The organism is Spirochaeta isovalerica (assembly GCF_014207565.1).
GTDB lineage: Bacteria > Spirochaetota > Spirochaetia > DSM-2461 > DSM-2461 > Spirochaeta_F > Spirochaeta_F isovalerica.
Genome location: NZ_JACHGJ010000002.1, coordinates 862,947 through 879,055 on the forward strand (window position 1 = coordinate 862,947; position 16,109 = coordinate 879,055).

Sequence of the window (16,109 nt, forward strand, 5' to 3'; positions counted from 1 at the left end):
GTATTCGTATATGCGAATTGACATCGTACATATGAACTGTATAATCAGATCATGAAGAACCGAAGTGTCGTTCGTGCCATTGAGATTCTGGGATTGATTTCCGAATCGAAAGACGGCCTTTCGCTCAACGAAATCGTCGAAAAAACGGATATTCCCAAAACGACAGCCTATGAAATTCTCCTGATGCTTATGGAAACCCGCATGGTCCACAGCGAAGAGGGGAAGGTCCGGCTCTATAAAGTGGGACTCCGTTCTTTTCTGATAGGTAACAGGTATATACAGAATATGGATCTGATCCAGGTAGCCCGACCTATTGTGGAAGAGACCATGCAAAAACTGAATATGACAGTTTTTATCGCCATGCTGGACGGGAACCAGATCGTTTATCTCCACAAGTCCGAACCGGAATACGTTCCTATTTACACAGCCAATATTTCTAACCGGGAAGATGCCTACTGTACATCACTGGGGAAGGCCATTCTTTCGGGGCTCCCGGAAAGCGAACAGCGGGAGCTGATCGGGACCATGAGGTTCCGTCAGAGGACCGTGCGGACCATTATGGACGGCGATTCGCTTCTCGAGGATCTGAAAGAGACCAGAAAGCGCGGTTATTCCATCGATGACAGGGAAATCCTCGATTTCGTCAAATGTCTGGGCGTCCCCCTTTTCAATCATAAAAACAGAGTCTGCGCCGCCATCAGCACAGCGGGACTGTACAGTGAAGAGAGAAATATCGAGGAAGAAGCCGGAATTCTTGTCGGAGCGGCCAGGGAAATCTCGAGGCGGCTCGGCTACGAAGGAGATTATTATGGATCATGATATTCCCATGTCTATCAAGATGGGATCGAAATCTTTCAAAGGGATAAAAGATCTGGATGACGGACAGAAAATTGACGAGAAACCGATTCTGGAACTTTGCGATTTTGCCGATTACAGGCTGGATTGCGCCGATTTCCGCATGGTCTCAATTCTGCGGACCCTTTACTGTTATAAAGATCTGCTCAGCGATGAAACAATAGACCGGATGGAGGACTCGGTTCTCCGGTTCAAATACTGGATGGATGAGCCCGGTGACGATTCCATGTGTTACTGGTCGGAAAACCATCAGATCCTCTTTTTCACCTGCGGCTATCTGGCCGGCCGGCTGTATCAGGGGGAAACCTTCTCCAATTCGGGAAAAAGCGGTCTTGAAATGATGGAGATCTTCCGGCCCCGGATTCTGGCCTGGATGGAACACCGCTTCGAGCACGGCTTTATCGAATGGCATTCCAACACCTATTACGAGGAAGACATTCCCCCTTTGACTTTGCTTGCGGATTTTGCTGATGAAGACCTTCAGAAGAAAGCCCTGATCATCCTCGACCTTTTTGTTGCCGATATGGCCATGCACAACTACAAAGGGCTCTTTTCCGTATCGAGCGGCCGCTGCTATGAGGATCAGAAGAGAGAACCGCTGAAACAGGATGTGCTGGAAGTGAGCGAGTATTTATTCGGTCACCGTTACGTCGGAGAACTCGATTACTCGAGAATATCCAGCAATCTCTATCTGAGCCGCAACTACAGGATTCCCGATGTGCTCAGGGAAATCGCCGCTGATCAATCGCCCGTGGTAATCAAAACATCCATGGGCCACGATTTTTCCGAACTGAAAGGATTCAGCCGGGAAAAGGGGGAGGAGACCACCGGTTACATTCAGTGGGCCATGGAGAGTTTTACCAATCCTCCGGTCATCAGGAGAACCATGAAGATGTGGCGGCAATACAATATGATCGCCAATGATTTTCTCAAAGATTTTTCCATGCTCGATATTAAGGGGATCGGATTTCTTCTTCCGCTTATTTCCCGCCTGCTCAATCCCGTACAGGACGGCGTGGCTATCCGCCGGGCCGACACCTATACCTACCGGACCGCCGATTATATTCTCTCGACAGCCCAGAACCATTACCCCGGGACCTTCGGGGACCAGCAGCATATCTGGCAGGCGACTCTGAATGAGAATATATCGGTTTTTACGACACATCCGGGAGTCGCCTTTTTTGATGATAATGCCAGGAATTTTTCACCGTCCTACTGGGTCGGGAACGGAGTTTTGCCACACAGCGTCCAGCACGGCAATACGGTGCTGTCCATCTATGATACACGGGGGCGAAAGGGCTATATGGAGCGCAGCCGGGCTGATTTTACTCATGCCCATTTTCCTTTTGACAAGTTCGATCATTTCGAGATGGACGGCCCTTATGCTTTCGGGAGATCGGGACAGAGCAAAGTGGCGCTGATCGGCCGTTATCCTCTGGAGAGGAGTGACAAGGACAGGGCGGAGATAATCCAGAGGGGCAAAGTCACTTTCTGGATCTGCGTCATGGCCGGAGAAGAGGAATCCTATGAGGATTTCACAGCCCGGATCCGGGAGATGGAAACCCAGTTTAAAGGAAAAACCCTTTCCTTCGGAAACATGGTGCTTCGCTATAAAGGATCCTTCGCCGTAGACGGAGAGACAGTGAATACGACATACAGAAGACTGGAATCTCCTTACGGATCTTTCAGCCGGGGAGATGAGGAAGTGGAATTCCGCTTTGAGAACCGGAAGCTGAAATTGAATTTCAAAAAGAATATCAGAATGGAGGAATTGATATGAAAGAGGGAAAGATGAAATTCCGCGAGATGGCCGCCTTTGCCGCCGGAGACTTATTCGGAGGGGGCGCCCAGCTGGTCATTGGCTTCTTTTACCTGCGTTTTCTGACCGATGTGGTCCGGATCAATCCCATTCTGGCGGGAACTGTCGTTCTCCTGTCCAAGGTCTGGGATGCGGTCAGCGATCCCATTATGGGCGGAATCAGTGACAATACGCGGAGCCGCTACGGAAGGCGGAGGCCCTATATGCTGGCGGGATTCTTTCTTATCGTCATAGCGTTTACCATGCTGTGGTACGCTCCCGATTTCGATTCCCAGGCCGCCAAGTTCGCATTCGTGGCCTTCAGCTATATCTTTTTCTCCACGGTTTCCACCATCGTTATGGTACCCTATACGGCTTTCTCCAGCGAGATCAGCCGGGATGTGAAGGAAAGAGGACGGGTGAACGGCGCCAGGCTTTTTTTCTCCCAGACGGCTTCTCTTATCGGAGCGGTCCTTCCCATGCTTATCGTGGGATTGTTTCCCGAGAAAAGAGGATATCTGATGATGGGGCTCCTCTTCGGTCTTTTCTATGCCGTTCCCTACCTGGGGATATTTCTCTGGTGCCGCGAAAGGACTCCGGTGCCCGATGAGAAAACGCGGTTCAGCCTGTCCAGAACTCTATCGCCCTTTAAAATCCGATCCTACCGATCCCTGATCGGCATTTATCTTCTCGCTTTCTTTGTCATGGATGTGGTCAGCGCCGTCTTCACCTATTACATGACCTATTTTATCGGACGGGAGGATCTTCTGGAAATGGTTCTCGGCACCATGCTGATCACTCAGATCGCCGCGCTGCCCCTGGTCGTCCTGCTGGCGGAAAAGATCGGCAAGCCCCGGACTTATATCGTTGGAGCGGTTATATTTATTTTCGGTTCATTTGCTCTGGGCTTCTATAACACGTCCTGGCCGATCGCATCGATATTCGTCATTGCTTTTGTTGTCGGACTGGGGCTTATCGGATGCATCGTCATCCCCTGGATCACCTTTCCCGATGTAACGGACATTTCCGAACTGGCCTTCGGGGACCGGCGGAGCGGCGCCTTTGCCGGATTCATGACTTTCCTGAGAAAATTTTCCTCGGCCATCGGTATCTGGGCGGTCGGATTCATGCTTCAGTTTTCCGGCTATATCCTGCCGGGAGATATTATCGTTCCGGAAGATTCCCATGTGAGAATCAACGGCGATTCCCTCATTGAAATAGACCTCTCGAAAGATGGAACGGCAGACATTCTGATCGAGCCGGATCTCAGCGAAGTTTTCTTTCCCCGCGGTGGCTCCATGCAGATAGACAGAGAGGACGGCGTTCTGTTTCTGATTACCGAAGGAAAATCCAAGCCGGCTGTCATCGCCGAAAGGGGATTGAAAGTGTCTCAGGCATACAACTTCGACCCGGACTCGACGATGAAATCGGTGAAATCCTTTAACCAGCCCGAAACGTTTATTACCGGTCTGAGAGTCATCGTTTTTGTCCTTCCCGGCATTCTTCTCCTGCTGGCTATCTTTATTGCGGCCCGTTTCCCTCTTACCAGAGAAAAGCACGAAAAACTGCTCCTCCATTACAAAGAGGGCTTATCCGATGAAGAGGTGGCGGAACTGAAAGCTCAGCTTATTTAATAAGAAAAAAAAGGAAAATATTATGAAGAAATGGCTTTTAACCATACCGGCTCTCCTGATTCTTATAGGAGTCTGGGTTGGAATAGACTTATATAATAATGGAAAAATCGAAAGAACCAATGCCAGGGATGACTATTCGCGATCTCTGAAATTGACAATCGACGATATCATGATCGCTCTGGAAGAAGGGGAGGAGCCCGATTATTCAGAGATAGACGGTACGCTGGAATATATAAAAGGCCGGTATGACTGTTCCGACTTCAGGATCCCTTCCATGATCCGCATTCTCTACAGCCACTCAGACAAACTCCCCGCCGATGTGGCGGAAAAAATCCGCGAGACCGCCACAGGGTTCAAATTCTGGATGGACCAGCCGGGAGACGATTCCATGTGCTACTGGTCGGAAAACCATCAGTTGCTCTTTTCATCAAGCGAATATCTGCTGGGTCACTATTACGGTGACGAAATCTTCACCAATATGGATATTCGGGGCAGCGAACACAGCGAAATGGGTAAAAAAAGAGTGCTGACCTGGCTGGAACAGCGTTTTCTCTACGGGTTTACAGAATGGTACTCCTCAACCTATTATGTCGAGGATATCGCACCGCTTGCCGTTCTGATCGACTTCGCTCCCGATGAAGAGGTGCGGACAAAAGCGTCCATCGTCATGGATCTGCTCATTTATGATCTGGCGACCCAGAACTACAAGGGAACCTTTACGGTCAATTCGGGGCGCATGTATGAAAAAGCGAAGATGAGCGGACAGCACAGTTCCATTAAAGATTCCATTTCGCTTATCTGGCCCCGTTACAATGAAATCCTCAATGTGGAACATATCGGAGGAATGGAAGCCAACTTCAAGTATGTAAAGCGCTATGAAGTTCCCGAAGTTCTGAGGGCCATCGGCTATGATCAGAACGGGGAGACCCTTATCAAAGCCAGTACAGGGCTCAATCTTTCCGAATTCGAAGCGGAGGGGCTGAACGGAACGGAAGACCCTCAGATCATGATGCAGTTCAACAGCGAGGCTTTCACCAATCCCGAAGTCATCGATAATACCATCAAATACATCGACCGGACCGGAATGTTCTCCAATGAGTTCCTCAATGATTTCAAGCTGATCAATCTGGGGCTGCTGAAGACATTCAAACTGTCTCCCGCAGTCTCCCGGCTCCTCGATCCGCTTTATGACGGCACGGCTATACAGCGGGCCAACACCTATATGTACCGGACGCCCGATTACGCCATGTCGACGGCCCAGGCCTACCATCCCGGAATGCCGGGAGATCAGCACAGCCTTTTCTCCCTGACCATCAACAACGATTTCAATATCTTCGTTCAGAATCCGGCGGCTTCTCTCAAACCGGACGGCGCGCTGGGCAATTCGCCCAATTACTGGGTCGGCAACGGCTATCATCCCCATACGGTTCAGGAGAAGAACATCAATATGAGCCTCTGGGTGCTTCCTGAAAAATTGAATCCACTCGGCGATCTGGCGGGCATGGCGAGAAAGATCAACAACTACACCCATGCCTTTTTTCCCCGGCAGTATATGGAACAGGCCATTGTGGAGGACAACTACGCTTTCGGAAAAATCGGCGATGTCTATGTGGCCCTGACGGGAAAAAGCGATCTGGTATATAAACCCTTTGAAGGGACGGCCTATGATGAAGAGATGATACTGACCGAAGAGTATGATCTCATCCAGGAAGGCCGGGAAACATACTGGATTACCGAAACCGGCACATCCCGGCAGTACGGTGATTTTGAAACCTTCTGCGATGAAATCCGTTCGCTGGCCGTTTCCTACGAAGATGAAACGCTCAATTATAGAAATCTTCAGCTCACCTATAAGGGAGACTTCCTCGTCGATAACGAAGCCGTAGACCTGGAATACGACCGCTTTGACTCCAAATACGTCTTTGCGGAAAGAAAAAGCGATGTGATTGAGATCGATTTCGACGGGAAATCACTTCTTCTCGACTTCAATAACAGCAGGAGGGTATTTTGACAAAAGAATTTCAAATGATTCTGCAGCTGGCCGATGACACCACTAAACGGCTGGCCTATGATTCCATCCCCTGGATGTGGGGCGAAGCTCTCCTCATGCATTCTCTGGGGTTGATCAATGAGCACCTCGGGGAAGACCGGTATACCGATTACATCCGCAGTTATGCGGACTATCATATAGCGAAGGGATGCCGTATCGATCAGTCCGATACGCTGGCTCCGACTCTGGCGACCTATTATCTCCAGAAGAAGTTTCCCGGAGCGGGGTACAAGAAAACGACGGACCGCGGTCTCGACTACATAAAAAACTCCGAAAAAATCATACACAATATGCCCAATCATCTGGGGCATTCCCTCGAAGGGAAACTCTATCCGAAGAGCATCTGGGTCGATTCGATCATGATGTACGGCGTGTTTACGAGCCTCTACGCCAAAGAGCAGGGCGAGCAGTGGCTCATGGATTTTGCTAAGAGCCAGCCCTCCTTTTTCCGCCGTTACCTCCAGGACGAGGAGGATAAATTGTTTGTGCACTGCTACTGGACGAAAAGCGGCCGTAAATATCCGGAAAAACTGTACTGGGGCCGGGGAAACGGATGGGTCATCGGAGCCATGCCCATGCTTATCGGCAACCTGCCCGAAGGTCCGGAAAAAGAGGAATGCAAAGATATCGTCCGGGAAGTGAGCAAAGCGCTCCTCCCTCTCCAGAGAGAAGACGGATACTTCGAGACGCTACTCAACAAACCGGGGACGACCCTGAAGGAAAGCAGCGCCACGGCCCTGATCGCATCGGGATGGATGCGGGCCGTCCGCGAAGGGTATCTCGATATTTCCTATCTCGATCCCGCCATTCGGGCCTACCGGGCGGTTCTCTGTGATCTGGAGAAGCGCGACGGACTGCTCAGCATGGACCATATCAGCGGGCCGACCATTGCCATGCCGCTTATTCCGAAGCTGGGCTATAAGCTTCAGTATAAAATGCAGAGGTCCAACGACTGGTCCTACGGTCTTGCTGCGCTTTTCTTTGCCGGAATGGAATTTGAAAAAACCGTTTTCGGCGGCGATTCCAGGCATGAAGTTATATTGGAAAAATTAAACAAGGAAGGTCGGCAGTGCTGACCGGAGGAGAATAAAATAATGAAAATGGATGTGCGATACGCCAATCACCCGGAAGATGCCAGAAAGTATACAACTGAGGATATCAGACGGCATTTTCTCATCGAAAAGCTTTTTGAGGATGATCAGATCAATCTGACCTATTCCCATGTGGACAGAATCATTGCCGGAGGAATCAAGCCCGTAAAAGAGGGATTGAAACTGGAAGCCGGTAAGGAAATGGGCGTCGACTATTTTATGGAGCGCCGGGAAGTCGGTGTCATCAACATCGGCGGCGACGGAGTCGTGGTTCTCGACGGGAAAGAGTATGAGATCAAATCCCGGGAAGGCGCCTATATCGGAATGGGGGTGAAAGAAGTCATCTTTAAAAGTTCTTCAGCTTCCAATCCTGCCAAGTTCTACCTGAACAGTGCACCGGCTCACAAAGCCTATCCCACAACAATTATAAATCTTGAAAAGGCCGGGAAAGTGAAGCTCGGCGATCCGGCCAATCTCAATGTGCGGACAATCTATCAGTTTGTTCATCCGGCGGTCTGCGAGAGCTGCCAGCTGGTTATGGGAATGACAATACTCGAACCGGGGAGCGTCTGGAACACCATGCCCTGCCACACCCACGAGAGAAGAATGGAAGTGTACATGTACTTCGATATGGCAGAAGAAACCAGAGTCTTCCACTATATGGGGCAGCCCGATGAAACCCGTCACGTCGTCATGGCCAACGAACAGGCCGTCATCTCTCCCAGCTGGTCCATTCACTCGGGAGTGGGAACCAGCAACTACACCTTTATCTGGGGCATGTGCGGCGAGAACAAGACCTTCGACGATATGGATTTCGTCGATATGAAAGACCTGAAGTAGGAGGGGCAGATAATGATACTGGATCAATTTAATCTGGAAGGAAAAACCGCTATCGTGACCGGGGCTTCCCGGGGGCTCGGGCAGGGGATTGCTATTGCATTGGCCGAAGCGGGATGTCATATCGTGGGAGTCAGTACGAAAAACTCCGCCGAAACGGAAAAACAGGTCCTCGAGCTCGGGAGAGGCTATCTCGATCTGGCGTGCGATCTGTCGTCAACCGACGGACTGGACGGCGTCATCGAAAAAGCAGTTGAGAAATTCGGCTCTGTTGACATTCTGGTCAATAATTCGGGAATCATCCGACGGAACGAAGCTATCGACTTTTCCGAGAAAGACTGGGACGATGTCATGAATGTCAATCTGAAGAGCGCCTTCTTTCTGGCCCAGAAAGCGGCCAGGCAGATGATAAAACAGGGACGGGGCGGAAAGATCATCAATATCGCCTCCATGCTCTCCTATCAGGGCGGTATACGCGTTCCCTCCTACACGTCGAGCAAATCGGGCATGAAGGGACTGACCATGGCCCTGGCCAATGAATGGGCTCAGCACGGGATTACTGTCAACGGAATCGCGCCCGGATATATGGCGACCGACAATACGCAGGCTCTCCAGGACGATCCGGTTCGGAGCAAACAGATCCTCGAGAGAATTCCCGTCGGACGGTGGGGAAAGCCTTCCGATCTGGGCGGCGCAGCGGTTTTCCTGGCGTCTCCGGCCTCCGATTATGTCAATGGCTACACCATCGCCGTCGACGGAGGATGGCTGTCCCGGTAACTTCGGTGTAAGAAAAAAAGCCTTTCTTTTTCAGCCCATTCCTTCATGTACTATAATTAAATTATCACTGAAGAAGGCTGGCGTTGAAAATGAAAGGCAAAATATTCCTGTTTACACTCTTTTTACTGGCGGGCTTTTCTCTCTATCCGGAAAATATCTCATCTGTTCTGAGTCAGGCGGAACAGGACTGGCTGCAGGATCATAATGAAATCCTCTTTGTCAGCCAGACCGATTATCCTCCTTTTGAGTTCAAAGGGGAGGAGGATTCCAGCGATGGAATGAGCATCGAGCTGATACGGTGGATTGCGACGGAATTCGGTTTTAAAGCCCGATTCCGTCATATGTCTTTTCAACAGGCTCAGGAAGCTGTGCTCAATAGAGAAGCCGATGCGCTGACAAGCCTTTTCTACAGTGAAAAACGCGATGAAAGATTTGATTTTACACCTCTTACCTGGGAAGTTCCGGCGCTGATTTTCGTTCAGAGCGACAGACCCGATATCCGGTCCCTGGAAGACCTGCGGAACAGGCGGGTGGCCATGCAGCGGGGAGACTACGCGGAGGAATATCTATTGCAGAAAGGGATCACAGCTACGATCTTGCCAACCGATACTTTTGCCGAAGCCGTCAATCTGGTAATCGCTGGAAAAGCCGATGCGGTCATAGGTGATAAGCAGATCGTTTTGTATCATCTTTTCAGCAGCAATCTCATGGATAAAGTCAAATCGGTAGGCGACCCTCTGTATATCGGCCAGAATTCCATAGCCGTTGTCGAAGGCAACAGTTTGCTTCAGTCTATTCTCAAAGAAGGGGTCATACTGGCAAGGGAGAACGGAATATTTGATAAGATCGACCGGAAATGGACCGGTGTCCGCTACAGCGATTCCCGGACATGGCTGGAAAAGAACCAGACGTTTCTGATCATCGCCATGATTTCGATTCTGATCATCATGGGTCTTATCATCTTCTGGATCCTGCAGCTGAGAAGCCTTGTCGCGAAGCGAACCGATGAACTGAAAAGAAACGAATTGCATCTCCAGTCTCTCTTCGATTCCGTCCCCGATCTGTTATGGCTGAAAGACAGCAAGGGGAAATATCTGAAATGTAATAACAGATACCGTCAATTCCTGGGTCTCGATGAAAGCCGGATCAGGGGAAAAACGGACCATGATTTTTTCAGTAAGGATAAAGCGGATCTTTACTCGGAATACGACAGAATCGCAATGGAAAAAGGAGAAGCATCCTATATCGCCAATATTCAGTACAAGAATGACGGCCACGGTGAAACTGTCGAAGTTATTAAAAACTCCCTTCACGATGAAAAAGGGAATCTGGTCGGCATTTTAAGCATTGCTCACGATATTACAGAGCGTCTGGAAGCTGAAACCTTTCTCGATACCATAGTAGAGAATATACCCAACATGATATTTGTCAAAGATGCCGAAACGCTCCGGTTCATTCGTTTTAACAAGGCCGCCGAAAGAATTGTGGGATATTCCGCCGAAGAGCTGAAAGGGAAAAACGATTATGATTTCTTTCCCAGGGATGAAGCGGATTTTTTTACCCGTAAGGACCGTGAAGCTCTGGAGCGGACAGAAATCACCGATATTGCCGAAGAGCCGATACAATCGAGAGACGGTCAGACCAAAATCCTCCATACACAGAAAATCTCCATCCGCAATAAAGAGGGAAAGCCTGTCTATCTTCTGGGAATTTCCGAAGATATCACCGAGCGGAAACAGATTGAGAATGAAATGCGCAAAACTCTGAAGGAAAAGGAAATCCTTCTCAAGGAAGTTCATCACAGAGTTAAGAATAACCTTCAGGTTGTGTCCAGCCTGCTAAGTCTTCAATCGGAAAAAACAAAAGATCTTCAGGCACTGGAAGCCTTTGCCGAGGCGGAGAACAAAGTCAAATCCATGTCTCTCGTTCATGAAATCCTCTATAAATCGGAAAATTTTGACAGGATACCAATCAGGAAGTACCTGGAAAACCTGATGAATCATCTGAGAGAGATGTATGTGGGGCGGAATATTGATATTGCCATGAATGCGGAAGATATCGATATACAGCTGGAAAACGCTGTATCCTGTGGTCTGATTTTCACGGAACTGCTTTCAAATTCCTACAAACACGCTTTTGGGGAAAGTGAGAGCGGATCGGTAAAAATCGAAGTGCGCCGTATTCCGGAGGGTAAGATTCAAGCTGAAGTTTCCGATAATGGATGCGGGCTACCTGATGATTTTAACCCCGATGTAACCGCATCCATGGGAATCCGTCTGATTATTGATCTGATCGAGGGACAACTGGAAGGGGAGTGGTCCGTCAAAAAAGATAAGGGAACGGTCTGGATCTTTACCTGGCCCAATGGATGAACGGAGGACAAACCGGTGACAACAGCAAAGGTATTAATTGTCGAAGATGAAGTGATTGTCAGCACCGATCTGAGCCGGAAACTCAATAAAATGGGGTATGTCGTAACAGGCTGTGTCCGCTATGGAGAAAGAGCTCTAGAAACGGCCCGCGAGACAGCGCCGGATATCGTCCTGATGGATGTCCATTTAAAGGGAGATATGGATGGTACCGAAGCGGCGGAACAGATTACCGCCGAACTTGATCTGCCGGTTATATTTATGACGGCATTTTCCGATGAGGAAACCATTGCCCGCGCTAAAAAAAGCAGCCCCTATTCCTATCTGACAAAACCCATTCGCCTTGAAGAGATGAAAATCAATCTTGAAATGACTCTTTACAAAGTGAATGCCGAAAAGAGGCTGAAAGATCAGGAACTCTTTTTCCGGACGATCGCTGATCATACTTATGACTGGGAAACCTGGGTCGGAGCGGAAGGAGAGTTGATTTATACATCGCCCTCATGCCTCAGGATGACCGGATACAGGAAGGAGCAGTTCGAAGCAGACCCCGATCTTCTTTATTCCATAATGGAGCCCGCTGACGGTCTGGATCCGGTACCGGAATTTAAAGCCCACCGTCATGATAAATCAAAGAAAATGGTTATGGAATTTTCTCTTAAAAAGGCTGACGGCAGTATAATATGGGTGGAGCATATCTGTCAGCCCGTATTCTCTTTCGAAGGCAGGTATCTGGGGCGGAGAGCAAGCAACAGGGATATCACCGAGAGAAAAACCGCCGAGAAGGCCAGAGAGGAACTGATCGGCGAACTGCAGCAGGCTATGGAGAGCATAAAAACCCTGAACGGTTTACTGCCCATATGCAGCCACTGCAAGAAGATCCGTGACGATGAGGGGTACTGGAATCAGGTCGAGACATATGTGAGCAAATATACCGGAGCCGAGTTCTCTCATGGTTTATGCCCCGACTGCGCCAGGGAGATCTACCCGAAATATTTCCACGATGGGGGAGATCAGGGAAAATCGGAGAACTGACGCTTCGATGAGCTGTCCCCTGTTCCCAGAGCTTGTCTGCCTTTTTCCGATATGAACAGACCGTATCTTCCTTTTTCCTTTCTGACAAAATCCTCCGCAGTCAATTCCTTGAGAATCCGCCGGATTTGAGCCTCGGTTAATCTTTCTCCCATTTTATCCGTTAGTATTGTCAGTTTGGCGCGTCCGGTTACAATTCCTTTTTTATTAAGCTGTTCAATCGCCATAAGAACTGACCGGGAAGCCTTTGGTAGTTCCCTATCATATTTCCTTTGATCGGGAATCATCCCTTCGGGCAGGCATGCCAATGTCAGGACATCTGTCTCGGCCAGTGCTGACATCGTTCTGACCGTATTGATAAGCTCATTGATATTTCCGGACCAGCAGCAGCTTTTCAGATAGGAGATAAGCTCTCTGTCAACTTTCAGTTTAACTCCGGTTTTCTTTAACTCTGCTTTGAGAATCAGAGGAATATCATCCTCTCTATCTCTTAAGGGCGGTATATAGAGGTAACTCTCTTTCAGTTTGTAATACAGTTCGGGTAAAAAGGCTCCACTTTCCACTTTCTTATAGAAATCGCCGCTCACGGTTGAAATAATGCGCTTTTTTTCCGGTGTGTGAATCAGGAAGAACAGAAGTTTTTTCTGGAGATCCAGGGGAAGGAGATCCGCTTCGCTGAGTATGACCGTCCCCTCATCTCTATCGGATACAAGGGCTTCGATTTCACTTTCCATCTGCTCCCTGTCCAGAGCTTCGAGCCGAACGGTCTGACAGACCTGCTGCTTTCTGTGAGAGCTGTTGCTGATGGCCCGGGCCAGAAGCTTCCTGCCTGTCCCCTTTTCCCCTTCTATGAGAATATTGAAGTTCGAGAGCGAGAGTTTCTCTGCCTGTTTTTTCATTCGGGAAAATGATTCGCTTTTACCGATCAGATGATCAAAAGCCACCCGTTCCCGATGAACCGTTTCCTCCATGTCTCCCCGGGAAAAAACGATGCTGCAGATATAGGTACTGCTGTTTTCGTGTAGAGTTTTTCTGACGGAAAAGTGCTTTCCTCCTGCGTAGAACCGCCCGCCTTCTTCCTTCCGGCTTTTAAGGAGAAAACTCAGCAGCTCCTTTGAGTCGAATATCTCAGACAGCCTGTACCCTACGGGACTTTCCAATCCCGGCGTAAGGGAAGATCGGAAGTTTTCGTTGGCCATCAGGACGGTTCCAGATGTGTCATAAGTCAGGATGCCTTCGCCGGAACCTTCGAGCAGCATGATGAGCTGACTGTTCAGCTTGTTTATTTTCTGCGAGTAAGCCGACACTTTAGCCGATGTGCTGACGATTTTTTTCAGATAGCGAAATGAAGGCGCTTCGATTTCATCGGGGGATATTTCCAGGCAGGAGAGGATCGCCGCGAGAGTCGGATAATCGAAAACCCGCGAACCGAGGTCGTAGGCTTTGCTGACTTCCGGCGGAACCAGATGGGTTTCTCCGGCTGTTATGGCTGTTTTGATTCCCTCCGTTTCCAGTAGAGGGGGATAGCAGGGTTTGTAATTGAATTGATTAAAACCGATTTTCTTCAGAGCTTCTATGCTCTCTTCAGCTGATTCTCTGTCATCATTGATAAAGAGAATGTCTGTTCCTGCCGGTATGGTCACAAGGCTGTCTATGCCCTTGTGGCTTATGGTTCTCCGTCCGCTGATAAATCTGCCGGCTTTCAACCGGTTTATCTTTTCCCGGGCTTCTTCTTCGAGAGACCGGCTTGAAAAGATTATCAGGTCCGATTCAACTGATTCGGGACAGAATTCATCGAGAACAATCAGTGAGAATGTCTGTTCTTTATTGAGATAGAGCTGCAGCTGTTCGGAGAGGGAATCTCCCGTATCCCGGCTTCCGGAAATAAGAGTAATGGATTTATTTTTCATAATATATAACCAGAATAACCTGAAAATCTCAAAAAGATAACCAAATATTCGTTATTTTGAAAAATCTGATAGGGAAAAGTGATCAGTATTGATGAAATTTTCTTTTTAAAAACCTCCGCCTATAATTGAGAAAACAAAAAACAAGGCTGGTTAAAGACTCGCCTGAACGACCAAAGGAGTTCACAATGTCCAGTGGAGAAAAGACAGGAAAACGAACCTGGCGAATGCCCGACACGTATATCATTATTTTCCTCGTTGTTATTTTTGCCGCGCTGCTGACCTGGCTCGTTCCTGTAGGTGTTTTTACAGGAACCCAGGAAGCACCAAACGGCAAAACCGTACTCGATCCCTTATCCTACACTAATCTCTTTGTCGAATCGGACGGAGAGCTGGTGGCAGATCCCGCAGGTGTGACGCACACCAAACCGATTGCTCTCTTTGAACCATTCGGGGGAATGGGTCTTCTCAATTACGTTTTCGAAGGTCTCACTTCCGGTTCCAAATGGGGTACGGCCGTGGGTATCATCGCCTTTATTCTCATAGCAGGGGGATCTTTCGGAATCGTTCTCCGCACGGGAGCTGTCGAGGCGGGAATCATGGCCATGATCCGGAAAACAAAAGGGAAAGAGGTTCTGCTCATTCCACTTCTTTTTCTGGTGTTTTCTCTCGGCGGGGCTGTCTTCGGCATGGGGGAGGAAGCCATTCCTTTTGCCATGATAATCATTCCCATCGTAATTGCCATGGGGTACGATGCCATAACAGGTATACTCATCACCTATGTCGCTACGCAAATCGGTTTTGCCACATCGTGGATGAATCCCTTCAGCGTGGCCATCGCTCAGGGTGTCGCCGGAGTTCCCCTCATGTCCGGAGCGCCTTTCAGAATTATAATGTGGATATTCTTCACGGCCGTAGGTATCGGCTTTACATGGCTCTATGCCCACCGCGTCAAGAAGAATCCCCAATTGTCCGTATCCTACAAAAGCGATGATTTTTTCCGGGAAGACTTCAGAGAGAAAGACAGTGTGGATATGAAATTCTCTCTCGGACATATCCTCGTTCTGCTGACTGTTCTCGGAGCGGTTATCTGGGTCGTCTGGGGCGTTGTATCCTATGGAGTCGGAAACGGGTATTACATCCCCTCCATCGCCACTGTTTTCTTTATCATGGGATTGGTCGCAGCTATAATCGGCGGTATTTTCAAGCTCAACGGCATGACCTTTAACGATGGCGCGGCGGCTTTCAGAAGCGGAGCATCGGATCTCGTCGGCGCGGCGCTTGTTGTCGGTATGGCCAAAGGTATCATCCTGGTTATGGGAGGAGACAGCACGGGAGATCCCAATATTCTCAATACCATCCTCCATGGAATGGGATCTGTTCTCGCCGGCATGCCCGAAGCTCTCTCGGCCTGGTTTATGTACCTGTTCCAGTCTGTTTTCAACTTCTTCGTCGTTTCCGGATCGGGACAGGCGGCTTTGACCATGCCTCTCATGGGGCCGCTGGCTGAAATCGTCGGAGTGACCAAACAGGTCGCCGTTCTGGCTTTCCAGCTGGGAGACGGTTTCACAAACCTCATCGTCCCCACTTCCGGATGTCTCATGGGCGTTCTGGGCGTGGCCAGACTGGACTGGGGAAACTGGGCGAAATTCCAGATCAAGTTCCAGGGACTGCTGGCTCTTCTCGGGACAGCCTTCATCATTATCGCCGTAATAACCGGATTCTGATATAATCGGTTTGCACACATAATTCCGGCCGG

11 protein-coding genes are annotated in these 16,109 nt (G+C 49.3%); 10 read left to right on the plus strand and 1 reads right to left on the minus strand.

What is annotated here, in order from left to right:
- The first annotated feature begins 51 nt into the window (after window positions 1-51).
- The 9 genes from HNR50_RS08665 to HNR50_RS08705 all read left to right on the plus strand — a co-directional run bounded on the left by HNR50_RS08665 (window position 52) and on the right by HNR50_RS08705 (window position 12,446).
- Window positions 52-819 carry an IclR family transcriptional regulator gene (locus tag HNR50_RS08665; RefSeq protein WP_184745912.1) on the plus strand — a complete coding sequence of 256 codons (768 nt, stop codon included), beginning with the start codon at window positions 52-54 and terminating at the stop codon, window positions 817-819.
- Window positions 809-2,635, plus strand: coding sequence for a hypothetical protein (locus tag HNR50_RS08670; protein ID WP_184745914.1), 1,827 nt, complete (start codon window positions 809-811; stop codon window positions 2,633-2,635). Before HNR50_RS08665 ends, HNR50_RS08670 begins: the two co-directional genes overlap by 11 nt.
- Window positions 2,632-4,287 carry an MFS transporter gene (locus HNR50_RS08675; protein ID WP_184745916.1) on the plus strand — a complete coding sequence of 552 codons (1,656 nt, stop codon included), beginning with the start codon at window positions 2,632-2,634 and terminating at the stop codon, window positions 4,285-4,287. The genes HNR50_RS08670 and HNR50_RS08675 overlap by 4 nt, the downstream gene beginning before the upstream one ends.
- A 22-nt stretch (window positions 4,288-4,309) precedes the next feature.
- Window positions 4,310-6,298, plus strand: coding sequence for a hypothetical protein (locus tag HNR50_RS08680; RefSeq protein WP_184745918.1), 1,989 nt, complete (start codon window positions 4,310-4,312; stop codon window positions 6,296-6,298).
- Window positions 6,295-7,413 (plus strand): glycoside hydrolase family 88 protein, encoded by a 1,119-nt coding sequence (locus tag HNR50_RS08685; protein WP_184745920.1) that lies wholly within the window; start codon window positions 6,295-6,297, stop codon window positions 7,411-7,413. Before HNR50_RS08680 ends, HNR50_RS08685 begins: the two co-directional genes overlap by 4 nt.
- A gap of 18 nt (window positions 7,414-7,431) precedes the next feature.
- Complete coding sequence (gene kduI / locus HNR50_RS08690; RefSeq protein ID WP_425506738.1) at window positions 7,432-8,268, plus strand: 5-dehydro-4-deoxy-D-glucuronate isomerase; 837 nt, start codon at window positions 7,432-7,434, stop codon at window positions 8,266-8,268.
- Window positions 8,269-8,280: 12 nt separating this feature from the next.
- Window positions 8,281-9,042: a 2-dehydro-3-deoxy-D-gluconate 5-dehydrogenase KduD gene (kduD, locus tag HNR50_RS08695; RefSeq protein WP_184745922.1), complete on the plus strand. Its 762-nt coding sequence runs from the start codon at window positions 8,281-8,283 to the stop codon at window positions 9,040-9,042.
- Window positions 9,043-9,131: 89 nt separating this feature from the next.
- Window positions 9,132-11,414: a PAS domain S-box protein gene (locus HNR50_RS08700; RefSeq protein WP_184745924.1), complete on the plus strand. Its 2,283-nt coding sequence runs from the start codon at window positions 9,132-9,134 to the stop codon at window positions 11,412-11,414.
- Between the two features lie 15 nt (window positions 11,415-11,429).
- Window positions 11,430-12,446, plus strand: a complete 1,017-nt coding sequence (locus HNR50_RS08705) for a response regulator (RefSeq protein WP_184745926.1) — start codon at window positions 11,430-11,432, stop codon at window positions 12,444-12,446.
- Here the strand turns inward: HNR50_RS08705 and HNR50_RS08710 are convergent.
- Window positions 12,425-14,353 carry a sigma 54-interacting transcriptional regulator gene (locus HNR50_RS08710; RefSeq protein WP_184745928.1) on the minus strand — a complete coding sequence of 643 codons (1,929 nt, stop codon included), beginning with the start codon at window positions 14,351-14,353 and terminating at the stop codon, window positions 12,425-12,427. The genes HNR50_RS08705 and HNR50_RS08710 overlap by 22 nt on opposite strands.
- A gap of 185 nt (window positions 14,354-14,538) precedes the next feature.
- Here HNR50_RS08710 and yfcC point away from each other — a divergent pair, with 185 nt between their 5' ends.
- On the plus strand, window positions 14,539-16,077 hold the full coding sequence (gene yfcC, locus HNR50_RS08715; RefSeq protein WP_184745930.1) for a putative basic amino acid antiporter YfcC: 1,539 nt from the start codon (window positions 14,539-14,541) through the stop codon (window positions 16,075-16,077).
- The last annotated feature ends 32 nt before the right edge of the window (window positions 16,078-16,109 follow it).

Coding starts and splice junctions, on each gene's coding strand:
- kduD (WP_184745922.1), top strand. CDS start 8,281: ATGATACTGGATCAATTTAATCTGGAAGGAAAAACCGCTATCGTGACC.
- HNR50_RS08680 (WP_184745918.1), top strand. CDS start 4,310: ATGAAGAAATGGCTTTTAACCATACCGGCTCTCCTGATTCTTATAGGA.
- HNR50_RS08670 (WP_184745914.1), top strand. CDS start 809: ATGGATCATGATATTCCCATGTCTATCAAGATGGGATCGAAATCTTTC.
- HNR50_RS08665 (WP_184745912.1), top strand. CDS start 52: ATGAAGAACCGAAGTGTCGTTCGTGCCATTGAGATTCTGGGATTGATT.
- HNR50_RS08710 (WP_184745928.1), bottom strand. CDS start 14,353: ATGAAAAATAAATCCATTACTCTTATTTCCGGAAGCCGGGATACGGGA.
- HNR50_RS08700 (WP_184745924.1), top strand. CDS start 9,132: ATGAAAGGCAAAATATTCCTGTTTACACTCTTTTTACTGGCGGGCTTT.
- yfcC (WP_184745930.1), top strand. CDS start 14,539: ATGTCCAGTGGAGAAAAGACAGGAAAACGAACCTGGCGAATGCCCGAC.
- HNR50_RS08675 (WP_184745916.1), top strand. CDS start 2,632: ATGAAAGAGGGAAAGATGAAATTCCGCGAGATGGCCGCCTTTGCCGCC.
- kduI (WP_425506738.1), top strand. CDS start 7,432: ATGAAAATGGATGTGCGATACGCCAATCACCCGGAAGATGCCAGAAAG.